The 23976-nt window shown below is 43.9% G+C and carries 15 protein-coding genes; 8 read left to right on the forward strand and 7 right to left on the reverse strand.

Annotated elements, in window-relative coordinates:
* Positions 1 to 3 precede the first annotated feature (3 nt).
* Together KIT51_14075 and KIT51_14080 are read left to right on the forward strand one after the other, a co-directional pair.
* Positions 4 to 1530 (forward strand): M20/M25/M40 family metallo-hydrolase, encoded by a 1527-nt coding sequence (locus KIT51_14075; GenBank protein UYN85987.1) that lies wholly within the window; start codon positions 4 to 6, stop codon positions 1528 to 1530.
* Positions 1531 to 1533: 3 nt separating this feature from the next.
* Entirely contained in the window at positions 1534 to 2817 is a 1284-nt protein-coding gene (locus KIT51_14080; GenBank protein ID UYN85988.1) for an NAD(P)-binding domain-containing protein, read from the forward strand.
* Positions 2818 to 2825: 8 nt separating this feature from the next.
* Here KIT51_14080 and KIT51_14085 read toward each other — a convergent pair whose 3' ends face one another.
* Positions 2826 to 3167, reverse strand: a complete 342-nt coding sequence (locus tag KIT51_14085; GenBank protein ID UYN85989.1) for a hypothetical protein — start codon at positions 3165 to 3167, stop codon at positions 2826 to 2828.
* A 176-nt stretch (positions 3168 to 3343) separates the two neighbouring features.
* Between KIT51_14085 and KIT51_14090 the strand changes: the two genes are divergently transcribed.
* Positions 3344 to 5779, forward strand: a complete 2436-nt coding sequence (locus KIT51_14090; protein UYN85990.1) for an ABC transporter permease — start codon at positions 3344 to 3346, stop codon at positions 5777 to 5779.
* 98 nt (positions 5780 to 5877) lie between these two features.
* Entirely contained in the window at positions 5878 to 6234 is a 357-nt protein-coding gene (locus KIT51_14095) for a hypothetical protein (GenBank protein ID UYN85991.1), read from the forward strand.
* A gap of 21 nt (positions 6235 to 6255) precedes the next feature.
* Here KIT51_14095 and KIT51_14100 read toward each other — a convergent pair whose 3' ends face one another.
* The 3 genes from KIT51_14100 to KIT51_14110 all read right to left on the reverse strand — a co-directional run bounded on the left by KIT51_14100 (position 6256) and on the right by KIT51_14110 (position 9481).
* On the reverse strand, positions 6256 to 6603 hold the full coding sequence (locus KIT51_14100) for a hypothetical protein (protein UYN85992.1): 348 nt from the start codon (positions 6601 to 6603) through the stop codon (positions 6256 to 6258).
* A gap of 186 nt (positions 6604 to 6789) precedes the next feature.
* Positions 6790 to 7308, reverse strand: coding sequence for a hypothetical protein (locus tag KIT51_14105; GenBank protein ID UYN85993.1), 519 nt, complete (start codon positions 7306 to 7308; stop codon positions 6790 to 6792).
* Between the two features lie 19 nt (positions 7309 to 7327).
* Positions 7328 to 9481: a S46 family peptidase gene (locus KIT51_14110; protein ID UYN85994.1), complete on the reverse strand. Its 2154-nt coding sequence runs from the start codon at positions 9479 to 9481 to the stop codon at positions 7328 to 7330.
* Positions 9482 to 9782: 301 nt separating this feature from the next.
* On the opposite strand from KIT51_14110, the gene KIT51_14115 reads away from it, so the two are divergent.
* Together KIT51_14115 and KIT51_14120 are read left to right on the forward strand one after the other, a co-directional pair.
* A complete protein-coding gene (locus tag KIT51_14115; protein UYN88596.1) occupies positions 9783 to 10217 on the forward strand; it encodes a chromophore lyase in 435 nt (144 codons plus the stop codon).
* Positions 10218 to 10381: 164 nt separating this feature from the next.
* A complete protein-coding gene (locus KIT51_14120; GenBank protein UYN88597.1) occupies positions 10382 to 12214 on the forward strand; it encodes an AAA family ATPase in 1833 nt (610 codons plus the stop codon).
* Here KIT51_14120 and KIT51_14125 read toward each other — a convergent pair.
* Both KIT51_14125 and KIT51_14130 read right to left on the reverse strand, forming a co-directional pair.
* A complete protein-coding gene (locus tag KIT51_14125) occupies positions 12207 to 14819 on the reverse strand; it encodes a tetratricopeptide repeat protein (GenBank protein ID UYN85995.1) in 2613 nt (870 codons plus the stop codon). The genes KIT51_14120 and KIT51_14125 overlap by 8 nt on opposite strands.
* A gap of 42 nt (positions 14820 to 14861) precedes the next feature.
* Positions 14862 to 16055: a Gfo/Idh/MocA family oxidoreductase gene (locus KIT51_14130; GenBank protein ID UYN85996.1), complete on the reverse strand. Its 1194-nt coding sequence runs from the start codon at positions 16053 to 16055 to the stop codon at positions 14862 to 14864.
* Between the two features lie 129 nt (positions 16056 to 16184).
* Here KIT51_14130 and KIT51_14135 point away from each other — a divergent pair, with 129 nt between their 5' ends.
* Positions 16185 to 17852 (forward strand): M20/M25/M40 family metallo-hydrolase, encoded by a 1668-nt coding sequence (locus tag KIT51_14135; protein ID UYN85997.1) that lies wholly within the window; start codon positions 16185 to 16187, stop codon positions 17850 to 17852.
* 132 nt (positions 17853 to 17984) lie between these two features.
* Here the strand turns inward: KIT51_14135 and KIT51_14140 are convergent, their stop codons facing one another.
* Positions 17985 to 20351, reverse strand: a complete 2367-nt coding sequence (locus tag KIT51_14140; GenBank protein ID UYN85998.1) for an ABC transporter permease — start codon at positions 20349 to 20351, stop codon at positions 17985 to 17987.
* A 177-nt stretch (positions 20352 to 20528) separates the two neighbouring features.
* On the opposite strand from KIT51_14140, the gene KIT51_14145 reads away from it, so the two are divergent.
* Positions 20529 to 23963, forward strand: a complete 3435-nt coding sequence (locus KIT51_14145) for a methylmalonyl-CoA mutase family protein (protein UYN85999.1) — start codon at positions 20529 to 20531, stop codon at positions 23961 to 23963.
* The last annotated feature ends 13 nt before the right edge of the window (positions 23964 to 23976 follow it).

Below are 23976 nucleotides of genomic sequence, written 5' to 3' on the forward strand. Positions count from 1 at the left end.
GCTATGTTAAGATCAATTTTCATTTCACTATTCATTTTCAGTGCTGGTGTTTTATCCGCACAAAAATCCAAACCAAACGACATCATTGCGATTGTTGAAAAGCATGCCGTGGCATCCTTTAAAGATTTTTATGATTTGCTGAGTCTGCCCAACGATGCGCACTACCCGGAAGACATTGAAAAGAATGTGCAGTGGTGCGAAGCAGCATTCGCAAAACGCAACTTTACCACCAAACGGTTAAATACTGCAACTGTGCCGTTGTTGTTGGCCGAACGTAGTGTTAAAAAGCCAACAAAGAATACCCGCACGGTACTGATCTACTTGCAAATTGACGGGCAACCCGTAAATCCTTCTGCCTGGCACCAGGAAAGCCCGTGGAAACCCACGCTGAAAGAGAAGGATGCACAAGGCAATTGGAACACCATTGCCTATGAACGTTTATACGAAGGCTATAACCCCGACTGGCGGATATTTGCCCGCGCCACTTCCGATGCCAAAGGCCCGGCCGTAGCTTTTCTTGCTTCGCTGGATGCACTGGCCGAACTCAAGCAAGAACCAAACTACAACATGAAAGTTATCATGGACTTTGAGGAAGAACTGGGTTCGCCCCAGCTTCCCAAAGCGGTAGAGCAATACAAAAATGATTTGAAGGCCGATATGCTCATCATCTTCGATGGTCCGCAACACATTTCCAATCAGCCCACCTTAAGTTTTGGCGCGCGCGGCATTTGTGAAATCACCCTTACGGTGTTTGGTCCACGCCAACCGGCCCACAGCGGTAACTATGGCAACTACACGCCCAACCCGGCCATGCGCTTATCGCAACTGCTCGCTTCCATGAAAGATGATGACGGTCGGGTTACCTTACCCGGTTTTTATGATGGTGTAGTGCTTACCGAAGAAGAGAAAAGAATACTTCGCCAGGTACCGGATGATGAGCAGGAAATCCGAAAATTTTTGGGTATTGCCGAGCCCGATAAAATTGGTGACAACTTCCAGGAATCCATTCAATACCCAACCCTGAATATCCGTGGAATGAACTCGTTGTTTGTCGGATCCAAAGCCCGAACATTAATTCCCGCCTGGGCTACTGCAGAAATTGACATACGACTTGTACCTTCCAGTGATGCAAACCGATTAATAGGACTGGTACGAAAACACATCGAGGATAAGGGCTATTACATTGTGGCTACAGAACCCACCGAAGAAGAACGCATGAAGTATCCTCGCATTGCGGCCATACAGTCGAGTGTTTCATATGGTCCGTTTCAAACACCGTTTGATTCTGAAACAGGTGTATGGCTGAGTAAAGCCATGACAAAAGCTTTCGGCAAGGAACCCATAAAAATCCGTATGATGGGTGGGTCCATTCCTATTTCACCATTTGTGGTTACGTTGGGCATTCCGGCAGTAAGTGTTCCAACAGTTAACCCCGATAACAATCAGCATGCGGAAAATGAAAACATTCGAGTGGGGAATTATGTGGATGCGGTGAAAACGTTTTTACAGATTTTAACCGAAAAGTTGTAGTTCATGTCAACATCGAAACGAGTATGTGTTATCGGGGCGGGGCCTTCGGGCATCGCGGCCGCTAAAAACCTGCTGGATGAACATCATGAAGTTGTGGTGTACGACTACGGCAATGAAGTGGGTGGCAATTGGGTTTTCAGCGACAAGCCCTCGCACTCCAGTGTGTTTGAAACCACACACATCATCAGCTCGAAAACGCTTTCGCAGTACGATGACTTTCCCATGCCGGAGGATTACCCGGATTACCCTTCTCATCAACAACTGGCCGCTTACTTCCAGGCGTACGCCAAACGATTCAACCTATATCCGCACATTGAGTTTCATACCCTGGTGGTGCATTGCTCACGCGACTCACACGGCAAGTGGCATGTAACCACTAAAAAGTACGAAAATGTAAAAACTGAAATCTTTGACGCCTTGGCCGTATGCAACGGGCACCACTGGAAACCACGATACCCCGAATATCCAGGCGAGTTTACGGGCAAGTTTATACACTCGCATGATGTAAAACGATTTTCTGATTTTGCCGATCAGCGCGTGTTGGTGATCGGGGGCGGTAACTCAGCGTGTGATGTGGCGGTTGAGTCTTGCCGTGTTTCACAAACTACCGATATCAGTTGGCGCAGGGGGTACTGGGTTATTCCAAAATTTATTTTCGGCAAACCTTCCGATACCATAGGTGGTGCGTTGATTAACCTGTTGCCTGCGTTCGTTTCACGAAAGTTAACCAGTATGCTGGTGCGTATAATTCAGGGAAAAAATAAACGGTATGGCTTACCCGAACCTGAGCATGATTTTGGCTTTCATCACCCGACCTTAAACAGCGAATTATTCTACTTTATCCGGCATGGAAAAATAAAACCACGACCGGATATTAAAAGGCTGGATGGACAGACGGTTCACTTCACTGATGGAACCTCCGGTGAATACGATATCATAGTAGCCTGCACCGGGTATTGGATTGATCATCCGTTTTTTGATAAATCGTTTATCGACTATTCACACGGTGATGTGCCACTTTACCTGCGGATGTTCCATCCTGAAATTCCGAACCTGTATTTTATCGGATTGTTTCAACCTATTGGGTGCATCTGGCCGGGATCGGAGCTGCAAAGCAAACTGATGGCCCGTGAACTTTCTGAAAAATGGAAGCGACCGGACAACCTTGCGGAACTTGCCCAACGTGAAGTGAATCATCCAGATTACAAGCAAATAAAAACACCCCGTCACACGATAACGGTAGATTATCATGCGTTTAGAAAGCGCTTGCTAAAAGCCTTAAAGTAACTGAAAGTCTAGTTAACTGGTGTTTCGGAAGAAGTGCCGGGTGTAAGTTGCTCGATTTTTTCTGCAACTTTTGTTTCAACCTCAGCGGCTTTGGTTTCCAGTTGTGCTTTTACCTCGGCAACCTGTGCTTTTACTTTCTTTTTAGTGGCAGCAACCTTAGTGGTCACCTGGCGCTTTACAGCCTTCACCTTTTTACGTGCCTGTGCTTTAACGGTCTTCACTTTTTTCGCAGCCTTTTTTACCTGTTTCTTAGCCATTTTTACTGCCTTTTTAACTTTTTTGCCGGCTACTTTCTTCACCGCTTTTACGGCTTTTCTGGCCGCCTTTTTAACTGATTTTTTCTTTGCCATTACAATATGAGGTTGATGGTGCATGAAGATAGTAAAACTTTGTGTCAAAATCCCGAAAGAATATGCAGTTTGGGATTGGCGGCATTAACACCACCCATCACGAATTTTGGAGGTTCATCAACTATCGGTAAACGAGCAGTATCGTATTGCGTAGTATCACCATAAACCGTATCGCTATGCTCAAAAACTTCTTCAAAACTGCCTTCCGGAATATCCTTAAGTATAAATCCTATTCACTAATCAACTTTGTTGGACTTACCAGCGGCATAGCCCTTACCCTGCTCATTCTGGTTTATGTTCGCCACGAACTGAGCTATGATCGCTTCCACGAAAAAACCGACCGGTTGTACCGGCTTCGGTATTCTGCGCCAAACGGGTTGGAACTTGCCACATCACCACCACCTATAGCACCTAAGTTAAAAGATGAGTTTTCGGAAATTGAGGAAGCAGCCCGTGTGTATATCCGGAATGTAAGCATAAGTCTACCGAACAGTCAGGAGGCTTTTGAAGAAAATGGGATTGTCTTTGCCGACTCAGCCTTTACCGATATGTTCTCACTGAAATTCGTAAAAGGGAATCCAAAAAATGCTTTGCACGATAAGTTTACGGTGTTGATAAACGAGGAAATGGCAGAGAAATATTTTGGTGATAAGGATCCGATCGGTGAGTCTCTGATTTTTTCCGGGAGACAATCCTTTAAAGTTGTGGGTGTAGTGAAAGACTTTCCTGAAAATTCCCACCTCCGCTTCAACATGCTGGTGCCCTATGACGATATGTTTGATCTTGAAGATGAACGTACGGAAGCTGTATTGCGCAATAACCTTTCCCGAAATTTTGTTATCAGTCATTCCTATACCTATATTTTACTACAACACGGTGCCACACCCGATAATATCAATGCCGGTATGGACGCCTTCATCAAGAAACATGCTGAACCGACTTTTCTGGTTGGGCAGGTGTTCACACTGATGCCAGTTGTCGACATACATTTAAAGAGCACCCTGCTGGCTGAGCCCACAGCCACCAATTCCATGACAAACATTTTCATTTTTATTGGAATAGGTATTCTTACGCTGCTAATCGCCTCCATTAACTACATTAATCTAAGCACGGCCCAGTCGTTTACTCGAATGAAGGAGATCGGCATCCGGAAAATTATGGGGTCGATGAAATACCAACTTATTGTTCAGTTTTTAGCAGAGAGCTTTTTGTTTTGTCTGGTCTCGTTGCTAATGGCTTACCTTGTTTTCGATGCTGCCTTACCCCTACTCAATCAGCTAACCGGTAAACACCTGGAATTTTTAAAGGTTTTGGATGGTGAACTGATTCTTTTATCATTGATCGTTCTGATCTTGTTATCCGTCTTAGCAGGCGGATATCCGGCATATTTTGTTTCCTCTTTTGAATCTGTAACAGCATTGAAAGGAGCCGGTACCACTGGCGATGGAAATCAGTTCTTGCGCAAATCATTGGTGGTGGTTCAACTGGCCATTGCATGCATGTTGCTGTCGGGCTCACTGCTCATTGTGAAACAATTGAATTATCTGAGCAGCCGGCCGGTAGGTTTTCAACGCGAACATGTGATTAATATTCCGTTGTACAGCCAGAACATGAACGGATACTTTCAACAGCGTGATTCTACTTTTCAAATTCGTTTACAAACCTTTCGCGATATTGTAGAAGCGCAAACCGGTATCCGGAACACCACATTATCCTCTGGTTCGCCCGGTGGTGGAAGCGTTTTCAGGGGCACCATTCCCGAAGGATTTACCCGCGAAGACAACATATTTGCTGCCAACATGGCCATCGATTACGATTTTCTAAAAGCGTATGACATGGAGTTGATTGCCGGCCGCGCCTTCAGCAAGGATTATCCATCAGACGAGCCTGAAGGGTTTATCGTAAATGAAGCAGCCGTACAACAGTTCAATTGGGGAACCCCGGAGAATGCATTGGGCAAATCCATCAACCGCGAAGGAAAGAATGGATATGTTGTTGGCGTAATCAAGGATTTTAATTTTGCCGACCTCACTACGCCCATTTCAGCCTTGCTCATGGCTATTGACCGCAATCAATTTAATACCCTTTCGGTGCGATTTGAAAATGCGAATGTGGAGTCAACCATTGCCAGGTTGGAACAAGAGTGGAATAAACTATTTCCCGAAAAAGCATTTGAGTTTACGTTCCTCGATGAGCAACTGAATCAGCAGTATTCCAATTTTCAGAATTTCGGAACAATCATCCAGGTGTTTACTGCCATTGCTGTTCTCATTTCATGCCTGGGTGTGTACGGTTTGGTGTTGTTTACCGTTAAACGTAAGGTGAAGGAAATAGGTGTGCGTAAAGTGCTGGGTGCCAACGTGGGCAACATCCTGTTATTGATCTACCGCGATTTTGCATTGTTGATTCTCATCGGGTTTATTCTTGCCATTCCTGCCTCATACTACTTCATGAGCGAATGGTTCACCAACTTCATTTACCACACCGATATTGACATTTTTACATATGTGGTTAGTCTTTCACTGGTTTTACTAATTGTATCGCTAACCATAAGCTACCAGGCTATACGTGCCGCACAAGCCAACCCGGTAACTTCATTGCGAAGTGAATAGTGGGTTACGATTGGCTACCGGGACTGGTTTTTATATCACCGGATGGTTGTTTCCAACCAAAATAAATGTGCGCGTGTCTAATGGAAAAAAACAGGACTATGCGGTTATTCAGCCTTACGTTTATACTCCTTGCCTTATGGCAATGCGACACCGAAAAAGTGATCACATGTTTCCCGCAGGAATGCACCACCAAAGCCACGGTTAAAGATCTTACAGGCCTGGACGGTTGCGGACTGGTGTTTGAATTGGAAGACGGGACTATACTGGAACCCGAACGCAGGGTGTACGTACAACCTCCAAATCCTGAAGAAGATCCCTTATACTATTTTGAACTAAAGGCCAATCAAAGGGTAATCATCGGCTACGAATCCTCAAATGCTGCCTCTATTTGCATGGCCGGAGAACTGGTTTTTATTACCTGCATTAAGTTGGTTGGGAGTTCTGCTACTGATTAGGTAAAGTGTGCGTATTGGCGTTCAGAGTTTACGCAGATTCTTCTCCAGATTTGGATTCTTTTCAATCCCGTCAACTAACCGACTGACCCTTTCGTAATCTTGCTTGTTCTTGATCACATAGTTAATTGCCACAGATTTTCCATTACGTTCAAATTCTATTTTGTTATTACCGCCATGGTGGATGCCGAAAAATTCACGAGGCATACCTAAATATTCGTCTACATAGATAACCAGATTGGTTAGTTCGGAATATGGAATTTTTACATCCCTTATCTCCAGGTATTCCTCAGCAATTACCAGGTTGGCCTTTCGCTCGCCATAAGCAGTTATACCCATATACTTGTCATCGTAAAGCTTAATACCTATCATAACAATTGAAAAAGCTATTGACGTCTTTAGACCAACCAGGGGAAAGCCTATAAAAAATAGAACCCAGATACCTGCAATTGCTCCAAAAATCCCAAGATTGTATAGGAGCCGTTTTCTGGTTCTTTCTTCTGTTTTCTCAAAAATACTGGTTCGGAATTCATCCATGGCTTGATGCAAGAGGCATAATTACGCAATCACTTTTGAAGGCAGTATTCCATAGGTAGTCTTCAATATCCTTCCTATTACATGATAGTAGTCGTCATGAAAGGGAAAAACTATAGTCTCACTGCTTTTAATGTTATGTATATCAACAAATCGCTTAGTCGATAAAAAAATAAAGATATTGACTTCATCACGATCAATTTGGGGCAATTCCAGCTCATCAATTAACCTGACTTTCCCATAACGCCCAATTATATACAATCCAAATCGCTTAACATCTTTGAAATTCATTTTCTCCTTTTTGAAAGTAGTGATGTACTTAATGTAATCAGGCCCAACTCTCAATCTATTAATTAAGCTTCCCTGAATAAGTAAAATAAAAAAAAGAAAAGGAAAAATAAGGAAAACTGCATACCAATATGACGCCTGATCAAAAAGTACATACACCAGGTAAACTGAAAAAGCAATTAAAACAATCAGAATGAAAAACTGGCTTGGTCTTTCAAAGCGTGCTGTTTTGTATTCCCGATAACCAGCAGACATTTAATTAATTATCAGCTTGTCACTTCAATGTCAACTCATCAACAATATGCTTTGCTCCGCCCAGCTTATCAATACACCACAGAACATAGCGGATGTCCACACAAATGGTGCGGTTTAAATCTTTGTCGAACGCAATTTTATGTGAAAGGGCCTCGTAGTTTCCATCAAAAGCCAACCCAATGAGTTCGCCATTGCCGTTCAGTACCGGTGAACCGGAGTTACCGCCTGTAATATCATTGCTGGTGATAAAGTTTACTACCAGATCATTGGTGCGTGCGTCTTTGTAGGGGCCAAAGTCTTTTTTCTTTGCAGCCTCCAGAAGTTCCTTCGGCAAATCAAACTCATAGTCGCCCGGCTTGTATTTTTCCAGCACGCCCTTCATGGTACACACATAATCATAAAACACAGCATCGCGCGGGCGGTATGATTTTACGCTGCCATAACTCAGGCGCATGGTAAAGTTAGCATCGGGATACATGATTTTTCCCGGGTTCATTTCACGCACACCTTTCAGGTATAACCGGCTGAGGTCGTTGTTACGGTGTGTAAACTCCGTGAACTTAGCGGCAAAGCGTGTGTTGTAATTTTTCACAAATGCCGAAACGTAGGCATAGGCCGGATCATCACGCAAAGCAGCGGCTTCCGGCTTGGCCATAAAGGCTTCCCATTTGGCATCATCAAACACCATGGTTTTTGAAAATACATCCGCAGCAAACTTTTTATAGGTTTGTTCATCACTCAAGTCGCCATAGCCGGTGCGCAAACGGGTAAAAAATTCAGCCGGATGCTGGGAAGATTCTATATCGGTATAAAACATCCGGCTGGTGGCTGCGATTATGTTCTGATCGGAAGCTTTATTTTCATTTTGTAAAAAGATTGTGCGTGTACGCTTCAGACTTTCCACTACCCTGCTGATTTCATCAGGGGAAGGTGTATCACGTGTAAGCGCAGTTTCCAGCGCCTGCCATGAAGCAGCATAGGCTGCTAACGGAGAACCCAGTATGCCTTCATTTAAATAAATGCGTTGCTTTGTGTAAGGCCACCATTCTTTATACGCCTTCTCATATTCCGAAAACACATTTTCGTATTCTGGTTTTCCTTTTGCCCATTGAATGAATTTTTCCTCTTCCGCCTTTTTCTGACCAAACACATCGTACTTCAAAAGCTGTTGTGCTTCACCATCAAAAAATTTCCAGTAGTTGGCAATAGCAGCATAATTGGAGGCGAGCTGAAGCCGTACGGCATCGCTCTTCTTCATTTCTTCAAACATCAGTTTCAGGCGGGCATCGCGCAGGTTAACGATGGCAGGGTTTTCAATTTCGGTTTTGATTTTTACTCCCAGCGAAGTCTCATATCGGTTAGTACTTCCCGGATAGCCAAGAATCATGGCATAGTCATTCTCTTTTACACCCTTGGTAGAAACGTTCAGGTAATACTTCGGTTTGTATGGAACATTATCAGGTGCATAGGCGGCTGCTTTTCCGTCCTTGCTCATATACACCCGGAACACAGCAAAGTCGCCTGTGTGGCGTGGCCATTCCCAGTTGTCGGTATCGCCACCAAACTTGCCGATGCTTTCAGGAGGTGTGCCTACCAGGCGCACATCACGGTAACGCTCGTAAACAAACAATAAGTATTGGTTATTGCGGAAGAAAGGCGCTACACGTGCTTCAAGGTTATTACCATCCGTAGTGCGTTTAACAATATCATTGGAGATAGCCTGAAGTTTCGTTGCTCGTTCGGCTCCGCTCAATCCCTTCAATGCATCTTCGACTTCTTTAGTAACATCGTCTATGCGCACCAAAAACTGCACAGACAAAGAAGGGGAAGGAATTTCATCGGCTTTGGTTTTAGCATAGAACCCATCGCGCAAATAATTATTCTCTACCGTACTGGCTGCAGCAATGGCTGCATACCCGCAATGGTGATTGGTGAACACCAATCCTTCCTTGCTCACAATTTCCCCGGTGCATCCTCCGCCAAAAATAACAATGGCATCTTTAACCGATGGTTTATTAAGGCTATACAGCTGCTCTTTGGTTAGCTTGAGTCCTTTCTTCACCATTTCATTATACACCTGGTCGCCCAGCAAATACAACAGCCACATGCCTTCATCAGCACGGACGAAGCTGAACACCAAAACAAAGAGTAGGGAGAGTATGCGCTTTTTCATAGAAATAGAAAATTAGTATGTTCTAAAGTTAGAAATAAGTATATAAGTCTAAAAGCGGTAAAGTTTAATACGATGATCCGCAAACATACCACTACCTTCATTAATAGTCATCGCGGGCCTGCCTGCACGTAGCCGCTTCAGCAAAGGCAGGCATTTGACCCACGATCCCAAACCATCACTGAGATGCCGGCTCAAGGGCCGGCATGACATATAGGTATGTTTGCGGATCATCAGAAAGTATAAAGCAATCATATTTTTGAATACACAATTTATCTGATTTTCTTTGGCGGCAAGAAGAGTAATGCATACCCTACGCCACCATCTGTTTTTAACTATTCTGACCCTTTGCGTTATACACGCCAGAGCTCAGCAAAAGCCGGATGTTATATCTTTAAATGAGGCCATGGTAAAAGGCACTTCGGTATTTGGCAAGCCGATAGATAACCAAACCCGCTGCGTTCATTGGCATTCGGAATTGGATATTATTGCTATCAAGTTTAAGTGTTGCAATAAATACTATCCCTGCTTTTCATGCCATGAAGAAACTACCGATCACAAACCAGAGGTGTGGCCCACCAAAGAATTTACAGAAAAGGCCATTCTTTGTGGAGTGTGTGGAAACGAACTGGCCATTAATGAATACATGAACTGTGATAACACCTGCCCGAAATGCTCCTCATTATTTAATCCGGGATGCAAGAACCATTATCATCTGTATTTTGAAACCCGTAAATAAGGGACACTTAACCAGTGACTAATGACTTACCACTAGTTACTAATAACAATTAGCCTACAATATCCACCCATTACACATTGACCTCCACCGAAGAACTTTATAAAACCCTTGAACTCATCCGCCAGGAGCGCCAGGCCGACCTGGAACAGTACAAGCAAAAAGTAATGCTGTTGCCGTTGAGTCGGAAAACCAAGGAAGGCAAAAGCTGGTATCCGGTACGGCTAAAGCGTCATTACATTGGAACGGGTGAACGACTTATTATTGAAATCGAGCGTACACAACAGCTCGATCAGCCCCATGTATTTCAATCGGGTAAAGTGGTGAATGTGTTTTGCAATGCCCGCAACACTCCCGAAAAGGAGCACGAAGGCGGAGTGATCAATTATGTGCGCGACAATACGATGGTGATTACCCTAAACAGTGATGACCTGCCCGATTGGATAGATGATGCCTTGTTGGGTGTGGATGTGATGTTTGATGAGATGACTTATCGCGAAATGGAGTTTGCGCTGAAAGAAGTTATTAAAGCAGATAAAAGCCGGATAGCAGATCTCAGGGAAATTCTTTTAGGATACCAACTACCGTTAACCAATAGCAGACTGCCCGTCTCTAACAACCAGCAACTAACAACCTCATTAAATGGAAGTCAGCTTGAAGCCTTGAATAATATTGTACACAGTGAGGATATTGCCATCATCCACGGCCCCCCGGGAACTGGTAAAACCACTACGCTGGTAGAAGCCATTGTTCAAACGGTGAAAGACGAAAAGCAGGTGTTGGTGTGCGCACCCAGTAATGCTGCGGTAGATTTAATGGTGGATAAACTCAGTGAAGCAGGGTTGAATGTGTTGCGAATTGGCCACCCGGCTAGAGTAACAGAACAATCCTTAAGCAAAACATTGGACTCGCGCATTGCCATGCACGTGCACTTTCGTGAATTGCGCACGATGCGCAGGCGCATGGAACAGTTGCGCGAGATGGCCTATAAATACAAACGCGACTTTGGTTACTCCGAGCGGCAACAACGCAAACTTTTATTGCAGGAAGCCAAAGCACTTAAGGCTGATGCAGATGTTTTGGAGTTTTATATCATTAATGATCTGTTGCAAAACAGTGAAGTGATTGCCTCTACGCTGGTTGGCGCTTCGCACCCCACGCTTCGCGGAAAACGATATAAAAGTGTTTTTATTGATGAGGCCGGTCAGGCACTGGAGCCGGCCTGCTGGATTCCAATACTGCGGGCCGAACGGGTTATTCTGGCAGGCGATCATCATCAACTGCCCCCTACGGTAAAATCATTTGAAGCCGCAAAAGCGGGTTTGTCCAAAACCTTATTTGAAAAATGTATTCAACGACATCCACAAACGGCTGTGATGTTACAAACACAATACCGGATGCACGAAGACATCATGCGTTTTTCAGCAAACTATTTTTATAACAATGAATTGATTGCACACGAATCGGTGCGCACCGGATTGCTGGAACCCGGCATTTCACCTGTTGACTTTATTGATACTGCCGGATGTGGCTTTACAGAAGCCCAGGATCCGGAAACACTGAGCCGGTTTAATGATGAAGAAGCCCGCCTGCTAATCAGACAAGTGGAAAAACTGATCCTTCATTTTGGAGTGGAGAACTGGAATTTTTCAATAGGCATTATTACACCATACAGCGCCCAGGTTGAACGACTCATTAAACTCGCAGAATCATCAGATGAACTTTCAACGCTTGCCTCATTTATTACCATTAACACGGTTGATGCTTTTCAAGGACAGGAACGTGATTTCATTGCCATCAGCCTGGTGCGCTCCAACGAAAAAAGTGAAGTCGGTTTTCTGGGTGACATTCGCAGGGTAAATGTGGCCATGACCCGTGCGAAGAAAAAACTTATGATAATTGGTGACAGCGCTACTTTAGGCGCTCATCCGTTTTACCTGGGGTTGCTGGAGTATGTACAGACAAAGGGATTTTATAAAAGTGCCTGGGAAATTATGTAGCAGTTACTGCTTTAGTCTGGTGGGGTAAAAAAACAGATACCTGCGTACCTTCATTTACAATACTGGTTAACTCAATGTTGCCCCTTAATTTTTGAACAATCTTCTTGACGATGTAAAGACCCAACCCATTGCCCTTGCTCCTTTCATGCGCACGGAAATACATATCAAAAACCTGATTAAGGTATTTCTCCTCAATTCCCCAACCCGTATCCTCAACGCATATCGTAAGGCCATCCTCATTTGAATTGATGCAAATTCTGATCGTTGATTGATTGCTGGAAAATACAATCGAATTTTCAATTAAGTTCTCAACAATAACTTTAATCAGCGCAGGGTAGGATAAAAAAGGAGTAAGGATATTTAGTTCCGTAATAACTTTAATATTTCTTTCTTTGATTTCCTCAGAAAAAACATTCATCACTGCTGTTAGTACTTCGTCTACATAGAGTTCCTTATAGATCAATTCACTTGAACCTACATCACTGATGGACTGAAGCTTTAGTAACATTTTATCAAGACTACGTGCAGTTTGATTTACCTTCTCAAACAGAGTGATTGCATATGGATCAGTTACAGCAACTTTGGCCACTTCAGCCAAACCCATAAACGTAGTGAGCGGTCTTCTGAAATCATGTGATGAGCGATAAAAAAAAGTATCTAGTTCCTTATAGGCCTGTTTTAACTCGCGCGTTCGTTCTTCAACGGTAGACTCCAGTTCCTCATTGATACGGGCAATGGTTTGGTTAGAAAGTTGTAACTCTTCTGATTGTGCCTGTATCTCCTCCGTCTTTTCCTGAATGGCAAAATTTAAAGATCTAACTTTTACATAGTTCCTATATACCAGATAGGAAGCCACTAAAAGCATAAAAAAAATTACAGAGCCAAAGAGGATAATAAGTTGTTGTTGACGCAACCTACTATCCCTCACTACTAATTCAGCGTCTTTTAATTCCTTATCTTTATTTAATAATTCAATTTGTTGATTCTTTTGCAAAAGGGAGTATTCAACCTGCAGACTGGCCATACGATTAGAGAGCGAGCTGTTATACAAGGAGTCTTTGAGTTGTAAATGCCGTTTGTAATAGATCAGGCTCCTATCTGTATTTTTAGTTTTCTCTGCAACATCGGCCATTTCAAGATAAATATCATGCAACGCCTGAACACCATGCGCTTTTCGGGCCATCTCTTCGGCCAAACGTAAGTGAATAGCCGCACGCTCAAAATCCTTCATCATGTTATAGGTTTTTCCCAATGCCAGGTTGCACCAGGCTATACCTATGGAATTATTACTTTTGGTTTCCAGTTCCAAACTTTGCACTTGGTAGGCAATTGCCTCCCGGTATTTACCTTGTGCATGCATCAAATAACCTAGGTTGTTCAATGTAGAGGCTATCCGCAGAGGATCATTTATGATTTCACGTATAGTGAGTGCTTGTTTCAGATAGTAAAATGAACTATCGTAATCCTTTGTATCGTAAAAAATAACACCCAGTAAATTGTAGTTGGTACCCTCCAATACTCGATAATAATTTTTTTTTGACAAACTAAGCGACCTTGAAGCAAATTCCCTGGCTAAGGTGTATTGCTTTAAATAGGGATAAACCCACCCTAATTGCCACAACAATTTTGCCTGCTCATAGGTGTAGCCTTTAGTCTCTGCTATCTTCAAACCATCATAAGCATTACTCAGACTCAACTCATAATTTCCAACCTCTGAAAAAATATAGCCAATTTCATATTGTGTGGCTACGTATTCATACCATAAGCCATTTGATTGGTAATATTCTTTTACTTCATTTAACAGGGTGAGTGCCTCCTGATATTCCGATTGCCGGAGTTGTAGAATGGCGCTGCGAAACTTGTAGCTGTTCTTAATATCCGGACTATGTACCTGAAGTGTATTAATGTAGTTTGCCTGCTGAAGAAAATATTCAACACGATCATATTCCTGCATCTCCATATGGTAATCTGCCAATTGCAGGTAAATATCTGCTAAAAGATTAGGCCTGTTGATAGTTTTCCGAAGCGCATAGGATTTATTGAGCAATTCCAATTGCTTTTCACGCTGACCTTGCACACCATAAAATTTTGACCACTCTTTATAAAGTATAGATAACTCGAACTGATAATCTGTGCTATTCAGGACCTCGTAAGCCCGGTTAAATAGCAACATGGCTGAGTCCGTTTGACCTCTTATCGTTAAAAAATTAGCAAATTTTACAAGGCCATAACCCTCCACATTTTTAATTCCTGCCTTTCGCGCCAGGTTAACCCCCCGAAAATAAAATTGACCCGCCTTTTCCTGATCGCCCAACGACTGCTCATATAATGCCCGATAAATCAGCGACAACGCCTGCCCCTTTGAATAGCCAATTTTTTCACTCAACTCAAGCGCCTCTAAAGTAAACCCATTACTCCTACGCTCATCGTAGGATGCGCACTCAAGCGCCATGGAGTTAAGCAAATCAACCTTTGCTTCACCCGATAATTGGCGCGCTACAGACTCTAGGCTATCAATACGTTGTAAACCCCTAAGAGAGGAAGACTGTGCCCAAAGGACAGAGCAGGAAAACAAAAACCCAATACTTAAAACTAGTTTGAGCATTTTCAACGATAAGTCTAAAATCAAAACACTGCAACAAACAACCTACTCCATGACCTTTTCAGAAATTTTCCCTGTGGCTTTATTTTTCAAAATCAATTTCCTTGCACCGTAATGGGTAACCTCTTCCTTTACCAGGTAATGATCACCATCATACTCCTGAAGGTGACTGTCTTTGGTGATTCCCGTTTTCCCGCGCCAGATGTCAAGTTTAACAGGTTCCCACAATTTACTTTTGGCTGATCGATAGGCTGCATCTAAAATGGCATTAACTACATACCCATCGTAAAAAGTTTCTTTCGGTTTTGTTCTTTGTTCAAAGGCATTCAGCATGTCGGTAAACATGTGATTGTACCCCAGCTCATTCAACTCATCGCCCACGGGAAAAAGCCAGCCGGTGTTGCTCTCTGCCTTCTCGGCCACGTAATCTGCTCCCTTACCCGTGGTGAACATTTCAAGTCCGGTGCGCAAAAATCCATTTGTCCAAATGGTGCCTTCCGAACCCATCACCTCATCGCGCAAATCCAGTCCACCACGAAAGGTCCAGCTTACTTCAAATTGTCCGATGGCTCCGTTCTCATACTTCACCAACCCGATGGCATGATCTTCGGCATCAATCGGTTTTACCTGCGTATCAGCCCAGCACATTACCTCAACTGGCCTTATGTCTTTTCCAATGTACGTGCGGGCAATCTCAACACAATGACACCCCAGATCAAGAATGCAACCCCCGCCTGCTTGTTCCATATCCCAGAACCATTCGCTATGAGGGCCGGGGTGCGTTTCGCGCGACTTCGCCCAAAGAATCCTTCCCAACGCCCCGCTTAAAACACTCTCGTGCGCTTTTAAAAATTTTGGTGTATATACCAGGTCTTCGAGGTAGCCATTAAAAATGCCGGCCTTCTCAACCGCTTCGAGCATTCGTTTACCTTCTTCCCCATTTCTGCCAAGCGGTTTAGTTACCATTACTGCCTTTTTATGTTTACAGCAAAGCATCACCGCTTCTTCGTGCAGGTTATTGGGCAACGAAACACAAACCACCTCTACCTCCGGCCGGTTGATGGCTTCTTCCATGCTGGTTGTTCCGAACGGCACAGCATAGTCGGCCATGAATTTTTTCACACTTTCATCTTTTCGGGAATACACCGAAACAACCTTATCCTTACTCCTGTATCCGTGGAGCGAATCGGTATAAAAACGACCGATAAAACCGGTTCCCAACATGGCAATACGTGTCATAGGTTAATTCAATTTTAAGATGGAATATTTGGGTTCAGTTTTCAAGTTATCAGTTATCGACAATTCATCCAACCCTTTATAAAAATGTTGGCTTTCAAAACCCGATAAATGCTTAACATTGGCATGTTAATGAAAACCCCTATGAAAAAACTGCTTTTCACATTTATTATCCTTATCCTATTAATTTCCTGTGGCGAAAAAGTAGCCACTTTTAACCGCGAAGATGGCCTTGCTTCAATTACTGTTGCCGGATTAGAGACTCATTTAAAGAAGCTTTCTTCCGATGAGTTTATGGGGCGCATGCCGTTTACGGAAGGCGAGCGAAAAACCCTGGCCTACCTGCAAGAACAATACAAAGCCCTTGGCCTGGAACCCGGCAACGGTGAAAGTTACCTGCAAGAAGTACCCATGGTGGAAATCAGTGCCACGGCTGCACCAGCCATGGAAGTAAAATCAAAAAAAGGATCGTTTAAACTGGAGGGCCTCAAAGATTATGTCATCTGGACTGAGCGTACACAAGAAACTATTGATCTGAAAGATGATGATTTGATTTTTGCAGGCTTCGGAATTGTAGCGCCAGAATACAACTGGAACGATTACGCAGGCCTGGATGTAAAAGATAAAGTTGTGCTGGTGATGGTGAACGACCCGGGGTTTGGATCGGACAATGCTACTCTCTTTAAAGGCAACACCATGACCTATTATGGACGTTGGACCTATAAGTTTGAAGAAGCTGCACGGCAGGGCGCCAAAGGATTGTTGATAATCCATGACGATGTGCCGGCTGGTTATGGCTTTTGGGTAGTACAGAACAGCTGGAATGCTTCAAAGTTATATTTGGATACTCGTGATAAAAATCCATATTTCTGCGCCACCGTAGGTTGGGTTTCAAACCCCACGGCAAAAAAATTATTCGAAGCCGCTGGCCTGGATTGGGCCACTTCGGTATCGGCTGCGCGCCAGCCCGGCTTTAAGGGCATGCCCATGAACCTGAAACTTTCTACTACCCTTTCGGTGAAATCAAAATATGATAAAACGCATAATGTTATAGGAAAAATTACGGGCACCAAACAACCTGATGAATACATTATTTACTCCACGCATTGGGATCACCTGGGTATTGGCAAAGCCGATGAAAAAGGTGACACGATATATAATGGAGCGCTTGATAACGCCAGTGGTACAGCCGGTATGCTGGAGCTTATCAAAGCATTCAAATCCATGAAAGCGAAACCAAACCGCACCATCATTTTTCTTGCCGTTACGGCCGAAGAACAGGGCTTATGGGGATCAGAATATTATGCACAAAATCCAATCTATCCGAAAGAAAAAACCGTAGCCAACATTAACATGGATGGGATAAATCCTTATGGTAAGATGAAAGACATCGTTGTGGTGGGTTTAGGTCAATCCGATCTGGAAGATTATCTGAACGAAGAAGCTAAAGCCGTTGGACGTTACACATCACCGGAGCCTAATCCTGTGGCAGGCTATTATTTCCGTTCCGATCATTTCTGTTTTGCCAAAGTGGGTATACCGGCCCTGTATACCGGAACCGGCATCGATCATTTCGAAAAAGGTGCCGAGTATGGCAAACAACTTCAGGATGAATATGTGGCAAAATACTATCACAAACCATCGGATGAATATGATCCATCGCGCTGGAACCTGGAAGGTGCCGTTGACGACTTAAAATTATTATTCAACGTTGGAAAAAAATTAGCATTCGAAACAACATGGCCACAGTGGAAAGAAGGATCGGAGTTTAAAACCATCCGTGATGGCTATATGAAATAAGTAAAAATGTTCCCCAACTTCGCACTTACTTTTGTTAACACCGGTCAGTGAGAAAATCTATATTCAATTTAAGTCCCTCCCCTGGCCTGTGTGGACACAGGCCAGGGGGAAAGGAGGGCAAAGAAGTTAAACTTATTCTTCCCTTAGATTGTCTGCAGGATTAGTTCTCGCTGCCATCAGTGTTTGCAAACCCGTGCTCAATAGCAAAACGAAAACCATAATCATTACCGGCCATACAAAATACATCGGGCTAAGCGTGATCTTATACGCAAATCCACTGAGCCACCGCTGCGACCAGAAGTAAATAATTACCCAGGCTATTAGTGTAGCTATAATCACAACACCAATAAAGTCGATATAAATCCGCGTTATAATTTGTTCAACCGATCCGCCAAAAACTTTCCGGATGCTGATCTCCTTTCTCTTTCGCTCCATCATAAAGCCACTAAGGCCAATCAAACCAATACCAGCGATGATGAGCGCAATGACCGCAAAATACTGATAAGCTTTACGCAGCAGTTTTTCAGCACTGTACAGTTGTTTAATCTGATCGTTCAGAAAAACATATTCCATCGGAAAACCGGGAAAGAATTTGTCCCAATTCTTTTCAAGCTCAGCAAGTGCAACAACCTCATTGCCTTCCTTTAGTTTAATGGATACAAACCGGAAAGTAGGTGTATATGGATAGATAATTACCGGGCTGAATTCATCGTGCAAACTGGTATGATTAAAATTATTAACTACCCCAACAACTCTTCCCTTTACCTTGCCTGTTATCCGCTGGCCGATAGGTTCTTTCAGGTTGAAATACCTTACTGCCGCCTCATTAAGAATGATTTCGGTTAATGTGTCGGTGTAATCAGGGTTAAAAATTCTTCCCTCGCGTAATTGAATTCCATACAAATCAAAAAAATGTTCATCCACAATAAAGCTTGAAAGCGTTTGCTCGCCTAATTCACTCCCTGAAAAAGTATAGGTATAGGTAAACGAGTTATTACTTCCCGGAGTGCTCGATCCGAAACTCACTTTCTCAACACCCGAAATTTGTTGTAACTCGTTTACCAGGGTATTGTACCTGTTGTTGCCTGAACGATCCTTAATAGGGACAACAATTACCCTATTGCCATCGAAACCAATTTGCGATGATTCCAGGTAACTTAATTGCTTAGTTACGATCCATGTTGCCGCAATCAGTAATATAGAAATAAAGAACTGGAAGGTAATTAATACTTTCCTCAGTCTGCCCCCGCCTTTACCGCCAATACTTAGTTTGTTGAGTAATGTGTATTTTACACGGTAGCTCTGCCAGGCGGAAAAAAGCCCACCAAGGATGGTGATGGTAAATATGACTACCAGACAGAGTAGCGTAAGCCTGAGGTTCCAATGAAAAACAATTTGCCTGTCGGTAAGCTGATTGAAATATGGAAGTACCAACCAGTTGAGCAAAACAGCTACGACCAACGCAAAAAAACTAACCAGCCATGATTCAATCATGAAATAGATCAATAAATTATTCTTACCCGCTCCCAGCATTTTCCTGATGTTAACCTCCTTTAGCCGGGTTGCCTGCGATGCCGTTGAAAGGTTAATAAAATTGGCCACCGCCATGATTACTATAAACAAGGCAATGGTACCCAGAATAAGAGCGTAGTTTTCATTGCTGTTTGTGCCCAGTTCATCTTTGCGGTGAGAATGCAGGTGTATTGATGTTAGTTCCTGTAAAAAGAATTTTTCCTTCTCAGCAACCCATGCCGGGGCAAACGTTTTTATAAAATCCGGAAACTTTTCTTCTAGCACCTTAGACGATGCGGATGGTGCAAGCAACACATAAGTGTAATGATCGAATTGCCCCCAATGCATCAACCGCCTTTCCCCAAATAATCCATACAACGTTGAGAATGTAATAAAGGCATCGGCCACAAAATGAGAATGCCCCGGAATTTCCTCAAGTATGCCCGAAATTTTTAAGTCAACCTGGTTATTGAAGCGTATACTTTCACCCATGGCTTCTTTATCCCGAAATAATTTTCGGGCCAGCTTTTCCGTAATTACGATGCTGTTATTATCCTGTAAGGCTTTCGATTCATCACCGAGTTTGAGTTTAAAATCAAATACATCAAACAATGAACTGTCGGCAAAGAAAATACGCTGTTCATAAAAGCTATTTTCTTTATAGGTCAGTAAATCCGTACCTGGATTTTTACGGATTCGCAATACCTGTTCAATTTCCGGATAATAGCCTTGAAGAAAATGACCGATAGCCGCACTGGATCGTGCCCAGTGCGTGATGTTGCCTTCATTGGCAAAATCAACTACTAACCGGTAGGTGCGATCTGCATGGGCGTGATACCTGTCGTAAGCATATTCCTCCTGAATAAATAGTGTTACCAGCAAAAGACAAGCAATACCTACAGAAAGTCCTATGATATTAATGCTCGTAAATAGTTTGTCTTTACGAAAGAATTTTCTGTAACTGATTACGAAAAGCGACCTAAGCATTGGTTTTTACTAATAATGACTCTGTAAGTTGATATGAAAATAATCCATTCCAATGCCATTTAAACAATTTTCACCATCCTGCATCCCCCGATTTTTGCCTGTTGCACAGACCCTAACCCCTGTTAGCAAAACCGTAGGTTAGTCTGTATTTTTGAGCCCTGTTGAAGAAATGATGCTATGAGTACTGAAACCATTTCCCCAAAAAAAACTGAAAAAACAAACCTGGCAGCTCATCAGGCTCCGGAGCCCTATAAACCAAAAAATAAAGTGCGCATTGTAACGGCCGCTAGCCTGTTCGATGGGCACGATGCCGCCATTAATATTATGCGCAGGATTATACAGGCTACCGGTGTGGAGGTGATTCACCTGGGCCACGACCGCAGCGTGGAAGAAGTGGTAAACACCGCTATTCAGGAAGATGCCCAAGCCATTGCCATGACCAGCTACCAGGGCGGGCACAACGAATACTTTAAATACATGTACGACCTGCTAAAGGAAAAAGGCGCAGGACATATAAAGATTTTTGGAGGTGGTGGAGGTGTAATACTACCCGATGAAATAAAGGAGTTGATGGAGTATGGCATTACCCGAATTTATTCCCCGGATGACGGACGCGCCATGGGCCTTCAGGGAATGATTAATGACCTGGTGGAAAAGAGTGATTACCCAACAGGGAAATCAATTGCGAATAACGAACCTGCCTACCGGACAGGCAGGCAACTAACAACCCATAACCACCTCCCAATAGCTCAGGCCATTTCGGCTGCAGAGAATTACTATGATGAACACAAAGATTTCTTCAGCGAAGTCAACAAAAAAGCAGCAGCCTCGAAAGCACCGGTGCTGGGTATAACCGGAACCGGTGGTGCAGGTAAATCATCGATGGTGGATGAAATTGTAAGACGATTTTTAGTCGACTTTAAAGAAAAAACCATCGGGTTGATTTCTGTCGACCCATCCAAACGAAAAACAGGTGGTGCGCTGCTGGGCGACCGCATCCGCATGAATGCGATCAATAACCCAAGGGTATACATGCGTTCATTGGCCACCCGCCAGTCTAACCTGGCGTTATCGGCTTATGTGAAAGAAGCCATTCAGGTTTTGAAAGCTGCGGGGTTTGATTTGATTATTCTCGAAACCTCGGGCATCGGGCAAAGCGATACGGAAATTTTAGACCACAGCGATGTATCCTTGTATGTGATGACGCCTGAATACGGAGCCGCTACTCAACTTGAAAAAATCGACATGCTCGATTTTGCCGATGTGATTGCCCTGAACAAGTTTGATAAGCGTGGTGCCCTGGATGCCCTGCGCGATGTAAAGAAGCAATACCAGCGCAACCACCAGCTTTGGGATAAAAAGCCCGAAGAGATGCCCGTGTTTGGAACCATCGCTTCGCAGTTCAATGATCCGGGCACCAACCAACTGTACAAGTACATCATCGACAAGATTGTTGAAAAAACCGGGGCCGACTTAAAATCATCATTTGAGATAACCCGGGAAATGTCGGAGAAAATATTTGTTATCCCTCCGCACCGTACGCGCTACCTCAGCGAAATTTCTGAGAACAACCGGAACTACGATGCATGGGTAAATGAACAGGTGAGTGTAGCCGAAAAATTGTTCGCTTTCAGCAAAACCATTGAATCGGTTTCTGATGCATCGGTTAAAAAAGTTCTTCTGGCCGAATTCGATAAGGTTAAACTCAACCTCGACCCCAAAAACTGGAAACTGATCGAAGAATGGGGGGCCAAAGTAAAGCAATACAAAGAACCCGTTTTCAAATTCAAGGTTCGCGACAAAGAGATCGGTATTCAAACGCACACCGAATCGTTATCGCACACGCAAATTCCTAAAGTAGTGTTGCCTAACTATTCAAGCTGGGGCGATGTGCTGCGCTGGAGTTTACAGGAAAATGTGCCGGGCGAGTTTCCGTACACAGCGGGTATCTATCCATTTAAACGCGAGGGCGAAGACCCTACCCGCATGTTTGCCGGTGAAGGCGGGCCAGAAAGAACTAACCGAAGGTTCCACTATGTTTCATTGGCCATGCCGGCCAAACGCTTGTCGACAGCCTTCGACTCGGTAACGCTGTATGGAAATGATCCGGACTACCGACCCGACATTTACGGCAAAATCGGCAACTCAGGTGTAAGTATTTGCTGCCTGGATGACGCGAAAAAACTTTACAGCGGTTTTAACCTGGCCGACCCGAAAACATCGGTATCGATGACGATTAATGGTCCGGCACCCATGCTGCTGGCTTACTTTATGAATGCAGCCATCGACCAGCAATGCGAACTTTATATCCGCAAGAACGGGCTGGAAGAAGATGTAGAGAAAAAAATTGCTGCGCTTTATAAAGACAAAGAAAGCGAACGCCCCGCATACCAGGGCTCCCTTCCGAAAGGCAACGATGGGTTGGGGCTGATGCTGCTTGGCGTTACGGGCGACCAGGTATTACCCCAAGAGGTTTATGAAAAAATAAAAGCCGAAACACTTACGCAGGTTCGCGGTACCGTACAAGCTGACATCTTAAAAGAAGACCAGGCGCAAAACACTTGTATTTTCTCCACTGAATTTGCCCTTCGCTTAATGGGCGATGTACAGCAGTACTTCATCGACAAAAAAGTTAGAAATTTTTACTCGGTATCCATTTCCGGTTATCACATTGCCGAAGCCGGTGCCAACCCCATCACTCAGTTGGCCTTTACATTAGCCAATGGGTTTACGTATGTAGAATATTATTTAAGTCGGGGGATGGACATTAACGCCTTCGCCCCTAACCTCTCCTTCTTCTTTAGCAACGGGGTTGATCCGGAATATGCGGTGATCGGTCGTGTGGCACGGAGAATATGGGCCAAGGCATTGAAAAATAAATACGGTGCCGATGCACGCTCGCAAATGCTGAAGTACCATATTCAAACATCCGGTCGTTCCTTGCACGCCCAGGAAATTGATTTCAATGACATCCGCACCACGCTTCAGGCACTTTACGCGATATACGATAACTGTAATTCGCTGCACACCAACGCCTACGATGAAGCCATTACCACACCAACTGAAGAAAGCGTTCGCAGGGCGATGGCCATTCAGCTTATTATAAATAAAGAGTTGGGTTTGGCTAAAAATGAAAATCCTTTACAAGGATCCTTTATCATTGAAGAACTAACCAACCTGGTGGAAGAAGCGGTACTATCAGAGTTCGATCGCATTACCGAAAGGGGTGGCGTACTGGGGGCTATGGAAACGATGTACCAGCGCGGCAAAATCCAGGAAGAAAGTTTGTATTACGAAACGCTGAAGCATACCGGTGAATATCCGATTATCGGGGTGAATACATTCTTAAGTTCAAAAGGCTCGCCCACGGTGTTGCCGCAGGAAGTAATCCGGGCCACTACCGAAGAAAAAGAGTACCAGATTGCCTTGCTGCGAAACCTGCATCACTTCCATGCCGATAAAACGCCTGCTCTGCTGGAACGCGTACAACAAGCTGCCATCCGGAATAAAAATATTTTTGAAGAATTAATGGAGGCCGCCAAGGTTTGTTCGCTTGGTCAAATTACGAAAGCCTTGTTTGAAGTAGGCGGGCAATACAGGCGAAATATGTAGTAAATGGTTTACT

Source organism: Cyclobacteriaceae bacterium, from assembly GCA_025808415.1.
Lineage (GTDB): Bacteria > Bacteroidota > Bacteroidia > Cytophagales > Cyclobacteriaceae > UBA2336.